At 63.6% G+C, this 7,266-nt stretch carries 6 protein-coding genes, 1 tRNA gene and 1 pseudogene; 4 read left to right on the top strand and 4 right to left on the bottom strand.

Features of this window, described 5'->3' with window-relative positions:
* Positions 1–253: 253 nt before the first annotated feature.
* Entirely contained in the window at positions 254–466 is a 213-nt protein-coding gene (locus tag V7Q81_RS00905; protein ID WP_333839423.1) for a hypothetical protein, read from the bottom strand.
* Between the two features lie 99 nt (positions 467–565).
* Positions 566–814, bottom strand: coding sequence for a phage integrase N-terminal domain-containing protein (locus tag V7Q81_RS00900; RefSeq protein WP_333839421.1), 249 nt, complete (start codon positions 812–814; stop codon positions 566–568).
* A 309-nt stretch (positions 815–1,123) separates the two neighbouring features.
* Between V7Q81_RS00900 and mgtA the strand changes: the two genes are divergently transcribed.
* The 3 genes and pseudogenes from mgtA to V7Q81_RS00885 all read left to right on the top strand — a co-directional run bounded on the left by mgtA (position 1,124) and on the right by V7Q81_RS00885 (position 4,955).
* On the top strand, positions 1,124–3,889 hold the full coding sequence (gene mgtA, locus V7Q81_RS00895; protein WP_333839418.1) for a magnesium-translocating P-type ATPase: 2,766 nt from the start codon (positions 1,124–1,126) through the stop codon (positions 3,887–3,889).
* 280 nt (positions 3,890–4,169) lie between these two features.
* A pseudogene (locus tag V7Q81_RS00890) lies at positions 4,170–4,382 on the top strand (GntP family permease); the annotation flags it as partial.
* 27 nt (positions 4,383–4,409) lie between these two features.
* Positions 4,410–4,955 carry a glutaredoxin domain-containing protein gene (locus tag V7Q81_RS00885; RefSeq protein ID WP_333839429.1) on the top strand — a complete coding sequence of 182 codons (546 nt, stop codon included), beginning with the start codon at positions 4,410–4,412 and terminating at the stop codon, positions 4,953–4,955.
* A gap of 66 nt (positions 4,956–5,021) precedes the next feature.
* Here V7Q81_RS00885 and V7Q81_RS00880 read toward each other — a convergent pair whose 3' ends face one another.
* Entirely contained in the window at positions 5,022–5,348 is a 327-nt protein-coding gene (locus tag V7Q81_RS00880; protein ID WP_333839415.1) for a hypothetical protein, read from the bottom strand.
* A gap of 264 nt (positions 5,349–5,612) precedes the next feature.
* Positions 5,613–5,699 (bottom strand) — tRNA-Leu (locus tag V7Q81_RS00875).
* 492 nt (positions 5,700–6,191) lie between these two features.
* Here V7Q81_RS00875 and queA point away from each other — a divergent pair.
* Complete coding sequence (gene queA / locus V7Q81_RS00870; protein ID WP_333839412.1) at positions 6,192–7,223, top strand: tRNA preQ1(34) S-adenosylmethionine ribosyltransferase-isomerase QueA; 1,032 nt, start codon at positions 6,192–6,194, stop codon at positions 7,221–7,223.
* Positions 7,224–7,266 lie beyond the last annotated feature (43 nt).

Raw genomic sequence — 7,266 nt, 5'->3', positions numbered from 1 at the left:
TTCGTCTATCCTATCTACTCTGGCTTGGAAGACGAAATTTCGGGGGAAGGTCACTCCACCACGGTGCGCATCCCGAGCTCGCACAGCCCAGGATCATGGCCCGCGCTACCCTTGACCGGGGCTGGACGGCCCGCGATCTGCTCAAACTCCCTCTAAAGGGAAGGTAGAGGTGGCGCAGCCCGTGGCTTGCGACCCCGAGCCCTCGGTCCTTGCGATCCCGAAACGGCGCACCACGTAGTAGTAAGCGGTTGCGCTACCGCGCCAAGGTGTAGCTCCTCGGGATCATCGTCCCGGCGGCTGATGCCGCCAGGCGCGCCGCGCGAGCGAGCATCTCAAGCTGCACCACCTCGTCCAGGGAGACCTTCTGGGGACGCCCGTCTTTGGTGCCATGCCCCACCCGCACCTGCTTCCGCGCGAGCGCTTGGCCGAGTGCCTGCGTGGGGCGAAGCAGGAAAGCCTCTTCCACCCGCAGCCCGAAGGCCTACCGCAGCTCAAGCTGCAGCGCTACGATCCGGTCCGCCTGGGAAACACGCCCAATCTGCTCCAGCGCATCGACCCCGTTACCCTACCAGCGCTTGTTCTTCTCGGCTCGGCAAGCTCGCCGGAAGCGCCCGGGATGCGAGGGATAGGCGCGGCTTTCCTTGAAGAGTTCCCTCTTCCCCGCCCAGGCGCAGAGCGCCCTGAGGCAGGGGAGCCTGTTGTCGATCGTGCCGACGCTCTTTCCCTCCGTCTCCCAGCGCCGCACCAGCGCCTGCACGTGCTCCTCGGGCAGGTCGTAGACGCTGATCCATAATTTTGTCTCCGGCGACGGCATCGAGGTCGTAAGTGCTCTCGATCAGACCCTAGCCTGCTTGGGCTTCATCCACTGGAGGCCCCCCAATCCCCCTATGAGTGCCAATACCGAGCACTGTAACCGGACTCCCCGCCGGTCCGTCTCCCACAGCACCGGCCTGTTTCGGCATGGCCTTAGCCTCACGACGTCTTTACAATAGCGCCTCCATCACGATCCCGGGTGCCTAAGCTGCCGACCCAACGCGCGCCATATGCCAGATTCTGAGCGTTGACCTTCCACTCGATCATGCTTTCAGCAGTGTGAGGAGCCACACCGTACCGGAGAACGCCAATGAACTTCACACTCTTGAAAGAGCTCTTTGCAAGCTTTTTGCGCGCCCGCCACATTGCCCACCATTTTCGCCGCCTGGCGCTGCTCGAGTCCTTACGGCAGACGGCCGTCAGCCGAGAGGTACCGCCAGCCCTCAGCGACAGGCTGATGGCAGCCGCGAACGCCGATCCCAGCGCGCTGCTCGCCCAGCTCGGCAGCCATGAAGAGGGCCTGACCGAGCACGAGGCCAAGACGATCCGCGCGCGCATCGGTCTCAATGAGGTCGAGCACGAAAGGCCGCTGCCGTGGTGGCTGCACCTGTGGCTGGCCTATCGCAATCCCTTCAACCTGCTGCTGACACTCTTGGCGATCATTTCCTACCTGACCGAGGACATGAAAGCGACCGTCGTGATCAGCACCATGGTGGGGATTGCCACCCTCCTGCGCTTCTGGCAGGAGACCAAGGCCAACAAGGCCGCCGAGGCGCTCAAGGCCATGGTCAGTACCACCGCCACGGTGCTTCGGCGCGACGTGCCCGAGGAATCCGCCCAAGTCCTCGAGCAGTACACTGAGACGCCCATCCCCGCCAAAGCTACCCGGCGGGTGGAAATGCCGATCGAGCTGCTGGTGCCGGGCGACGTGATTCAGCTGTCGGCGGGCGACATGATTCCGGCCGACTGTCGCGTGCTCAGCGCCAAAGATCTATTCGTCGCGCAAGCCGCCATGACCGGCGAGTCGATGCCGGTAGAGAAGCTTGCTACCCGACGCGACGTCAAGGCCCTTAACCCGCTGGAACTGGACAACATTCTGTTTATGGGCACCAACGTGGTGTCCGGTTCGGCCACGGCCCTGGTCATCGCCACCGGCAACGCCACCTACTTTGGGGCGCTTGCCCGGCGGGTGACCGCTGCACAGCAAAACCAGAGCTCATTCCAAGCCGGCGTGAACCAGGTGAGCTGGCTGCTCATTCGCTTCATGCTCGTGATGGCCCCGCTGGTGCTATTGATCAACGGCTTCACTAAGGGCGACTGGATGGAGGCTGTGTTGTTCGCGCTGTCCATCGCCGTGGGCTTAACCCCCGAGATGCTGCCGATGATCGTGACCTCAACGCTCGCCAAGGGTGCGGTGTTCCTGTCACGGAAGAAAGTCATCGTCAAGCGACTGGACGCCATCCAGAACTTCGGCGCGATGGACGTGCTGTGCACCGACAAGACCGGCACGCTTACCCAGGACAGGATTTTCCTAGCGCGGCACGTGGACGCCTGGGGCAACGAGTCCGACGAGGTGCTGGCGATGGCCTACCTCAACAGCTACTACCAAACGGGCTTGAGGAATCTGCTGGACGTGGCCGTCCTGGAACATGCCGAAGTCCATCGTGCACTGGAACCAGCAAAGAACTACCGCAAGGTCGATGAGATCCCATTTGACTTCAATCGCCGCCGCATGTCGGTAGTAGTCAGCGAGCGCGAGGATCACCACGAGCTCATCTGCAAGGGCGCCGTCGAGGAAATACTCGCCGTCTGCACACGGGTCCGTCACGGCGAGCAAACGGAAGCGCTGACCCCGGAGTTGCTGGCGCGCATCCGCGAAGTCACGGCAAACCTCAATGAAGAGGGCCTGCGCGTGGTAGCAGTGGCGATGAAGGAGGTACCACCAACGCAGGAAGCTTACGGCATCGCCGACGAAGGCGATCTGACGCTGATCGGCTACGTGGCTTTCCTCGACCCGCCCAAGGAATCGGCCGGAGCGGCGCTGAGAGCGCTTGCCGAGCACGGCGTCTGCGTGAAAGTGCTGACCGGCGACAACGAGCTCGTCACGGCCAAGATCTGCCGCGAGATCGGGTTGCGGCCGAATGGCGTGCTGCTGGGCAGCGACATCGAGCGCATGAGCGATGCGGCTCTAACCGAGGCGGTCGAGTCGCATAACGTGTTTGCCAGGCTGAGCCCGGTGCACAAGGAGCGCATCGTCGGCCGGCTCAGGGCCAACGGACACGTGGTCGGCTTCTTGGGCGACGGCATCAACGACGCGCCGGCGCTGCGCGCGGCCGATATCGGCATCTCGGTGGATACCGCTGCGGACATCGCCAAGGAGGCGGCGGACATCATCCTGCTGGAAAAGAGCTTGATGGTCCTCGAGCAAGGCGTCCTAGAAGGACGCCGCACGTTTCTCAATATGCTCAAGTACATCAAGATGACGGCCAGCTCCAACTTCGGCAACGTGTTCTCGGTGCTGGTCGCTTCGGCCTTCCTGCCCTTTCTGCCCATGCTGCCAATACATCTGCTGGTGCAGAACCTGCTCTACGATATCTCGCAGATCGCCATTCCCTTCGATACCGTGGACGAGGAGCTGTTATTGCAGCCGCAGCGATGGCAGCCGATGGACATCGCCCGCTTCATGGTGTTTTTCGGGCCGCTCAGCTCGATCTTCGACATCACCACCTACGCCATGATGTGGTTCGTGTTTCGGGCCAACACGCCAGAGGCGCAGACCCTATTCCAGTCCGGCTGGTTCGTCGTTGGCCTGCTCACTCAAACGCTGATCGTGCACATGATTCGCACGCCGAAAATTCCATTCGTCCAGAGCCGGGCGGCGACGCCAGTGCTGGCAATGACAGCCGCGATCATGGCGATCGGTATCTTTCTGCCGATGGGGCCGCTCGCGCACTATTTCAAGCTGCAGGCGCTGCCACCCCTCTATTTCGTTTTTTTGCCGATGATCCTCGTTGGGTACATGCTCCTCACCCAAGCTATGAAAGGTCTCTTCGTGCGCCGCTACGGCTGGCAGTAGTAAATGGTCGAGGGGCGATGCACAACATCTACCCCGTCGACGACTCGATCGGCCCTTCGCTGTCATGGCCTTCGGGAATTCCGGGGCGGTCCGTTCGCATCGCCTGCGGGTCCTGTCCCCGTAGCTGTCCGCTTGCTCCACCGTGGTGATCCCGGCCCTGGACACGAGCTGCCTGTCCCTGCCCCAGTACGGCGGCACCACGGTAGAGGCTGTCTTGGCGTCTGGTCCATCATTTGCGCCCTCTTTCTCTCGGTTCTGGTGCTCCTGGTGATCAACAACCGGCATCGCGCCGGAGCTGCTGCACCGGGTCACCGCCATTGCTACCGGCGGGCTCGACGCTTTGTCCCACAACGGTGCGGTCATCACCCTGCTCGCCCTCTGCAAGCTGACCCACCGTCAGGCCTACGCAGACATCTTTGTCGTAGCGGTCGCCGTGCCCCTGCTGGCCCTAGTAGTGGTGGTGACACTGGGCACGCTGGTTGGGTCTTTTTGACTTCGCCGGCGCCGCGTCGGGGTCCATATCGCCACGGAGCCGCGTCGTCCGGATGGGGAGCTTTGGCCGGGAGCACCGCACCCGCCGGCCCCCGCAGGCAGCAGGTGGCACGAGGGTCGGGGGATCTGCGGCTGGGTTGATCTCCACCACGACCGCGCCGGACTCCATAATACGCGTCTACTGGCACTCGGGCTCACGAGCTGCCTACGCACGAAGGAGTTTCTCACACGTAACGGCGTTTCCTTCGCCTCGCGCAACGTGCTGGAGGACGAATCGGCGCTGCAAGAGCTCGCCAGTCTCGGGCTGCGGCAAGTGCCGATCGTCGCGCGGGGCGAGAAGTGGGCGGATGGGCAGATCCTCCAGGACGTCGCGCGGCTGGCCGGCATCCCTTACGGGAACACCCAGATGCTGCCGGTCAAAGCGCTGTGCCGGCGGCTCGATGTCATCCTTGGCGCCGCCTTACGCTTCCTCGCTCAGTTTCCGCAAAACATGCCGCCGGGTAGCGCGCTCGGGCGCTTGACCCATTTCATGGGATTGTCGGGCAGTCACCGCCATTCCTTCACGGCCCGGTAGATCGCCACGCTCATCAGATTCCACTCCCGAAGCACCGTGGCCGGTGAGACCTGCCTGAGCCTGCGCTCACGCCAGGCAGCGAAATGGAAAGGCCTCGAGACCGGCAAGCTTTACCCGTACGATTGGATCGGGCAGCACAAGCGGCGTTTCGATCGGGCAGCCCCGCAGCATCCGATCGATGTGCACGACTTCCATGCGCTGTCCGCGCTTCGTCACGGACACTTCGTCGCGATGGCGCACGAGCAAATCGCCGCAGGTCTTGTTCGGAATCCTCCCGTTCCTTTGCGCGGCAAGCTCCGCTTCGATCCTCGCTGCCCGGGCAGCCGCCTTGGCCTTGGTGTCGAATGTGGCCGAACGCCTTTGTGCCACACCTCGACGCGCCACGCGCGCCAAGCTTGACTGGGCTGGGGAATCCAACCGGCAGCGGGGAAGCGTTGCAGGCCCACTTCTAAATGGGCGATGAAGGATCGCTTGGCTGCGCAAGTTGCGCCGGGACACTGACGGGACAGAAAGAACGGAAACGGGCAGAACAGAACGGAATTGCGGGGACAATTACGGGACACTGACCTCCCGGAAACCGGGAGTTATCCACAGGCTCGCTTTCCGATGAAATGATCACAAGAGCGCTATAACGTATTGTTATTATTTTAGATATTGTGGTGCCGGGAAAGGGAGTCGAACCCTTACGGTGTCGCCACCGGCGGATTTTGAGTCCGCTGCGTCTACCAGTTCCGCCATCCCGGCAAGCCGGCGGATTATCCCCCATCGCCCGAGGAACCGGCAACCGGCCGCGGCAAACGGGCGAGACGGGGGAAGTTGCGCGATGTCTCCGAAACAAAGGCTCAGGGCCGGAAGAGGCGCTTCCGCAGCTGGCATGCCCAGCTTGCACTCAAAATGCCAAGATTAGCGCTCCCTCATGGCGGGCGGCGCGTCGGTAAGCTGCCCCATCCCCTCCGTCTTGCGCGCAGCGAGCGGGATCGCGGTCACGGCCTCTGACCGGCCTTTCACCCCACGGGCGGCTTTCTCCATTCCGCTGTCCGGCTGTAGCCCATATCTCGGGGTACAGTCCGAGACCCGGCGCATGCGCTCGAAGTGCTCCCAGCCCCCGGCGTCCGCCCAAGCAGGCGCCATCCCCCAGGCCATCAAGGCGGTGATGATGAAGCCCTTTCTTTTGACCCCTTGCCATCGGTCCCGTTACCCTGAGGATCACGGAAGGCCCGTTTATAATGCCCGCCCATGCGGCTTTCTGACTTCGACTTCTATCTGCCCCGGGAGCTGATCGCCCAGCGGCCGGCGGCCACCCGCAGCGCCAGCCGCCTGCTGCACCTGGACGGCAAGACCGGGGCGATGCACGACCTCCAGTTTCAAGACCTGCCCCAGCTCGTCCGCCCCGGGGACTTGCTGGTATTTAACGACACTCGGGTGATCAAAGCCCGGTTGCGGGGCCGAAAACGCTCAGGGGGACAGGTGGAAGTGCTGGTCGAGCGGGTGTTGGGCGAGCACGAGGCCCTTGCCCAGGTGCGGGCGAGCAAACCTCCCCGGGAGGGGAGCGAGCTGGTGCTGGCGGGAGAAATCCCGGCGACGGTCCTGGCGAGGGAGGGGACGTTCTTTCGCCTGCGCTTCCACGACGAAGCCGACCTCTTTACCCTGCTGGAACGCCACGGGGAGGTGCCCCTCCCGCCCTACATCGAGCACGCGCCCGGCGCCGAGGACGAGCGCCGTTACCAGACCGTCTATGCCCGTACCCCCGGCGCAGTGGCGGCCCCGACCGCCGGGCTGCATTTCGATGAGGCGATGCTCGAGCGATTGCGGCAGGCGGGAGCGGAGACCGCCTTCCTCACCCTGCACGTGGGCGCGGGAACGTTCCAGCCCGTCCGGGAAGAAGATCTCTCGCGCCACGTGATGCACCATGAGTGGTACCGCATACCGGAGGAGACCGTGGCGGCAGTGGAGCGTGCCCGCGCCCGGGGCGGCCGGGTGCTGGCGGTGGGCACCACGACCCTGCGGGCCCTGGAAGCGGCCGCCACCCGGGGAAGCCTGCGCCCCGGCGCCGACGAAACCAATCTGTTCATCCTGCCAGGCTACCGCTTCCGGGTGGTGGAGCGCCTGCTCACCAATTTCCATTTGCCCAAATCGACCCTACTCATGCTGGTGTCGGCCTTTGGCGGCATCGAGCCCATCCGCCGAGCCTACGCCCATGCCGTGGAGCAGCGTTACCGCTTCTTCAGCTACGGCGATGCCATGCTGATCGAAAGGCAGCAGGATTAGCATGGGGACCTCCCGAAGCTTAGAGGGAAAGGATTGTTTTCTG

Origin of the sequence: Pelomicrobium sp. (assembly GCF_036803785.1) — a bacterium.
GTDB lineage: Bacteria > Pseudomonadota > Gammaproteobacteria > Burkholderiales > UBA6910 > Pelomicrobium.
This window is presented reverse-complemented; position numbering and strand designations above follow the sequence as displayed.

Excerpts from the sequence above, each read along its gene's own strand:
- queA (WP_333839412.1), top strand. The coding sequence starts at position 6,192 with ATGCGGCTTTCTGACTTCGACTTCTATCTGCCCCGGGAGCTGATCGCC.
- mgtA (WP_333839418.1), top strand. The coding sequence starts at position 1,124 with ATGAACTTCACACTCTTGAAAGAGCTCTTTGCAAGCTTTTTGCGCGCC.
- V7Q81_RS00900 (WP_333839421.1), bottom strand. The coding sequence starts at position 814 with ATGCCGTCGCCGGAGACAAAATTATGGATCAGCGTCTACGACCTGCCC.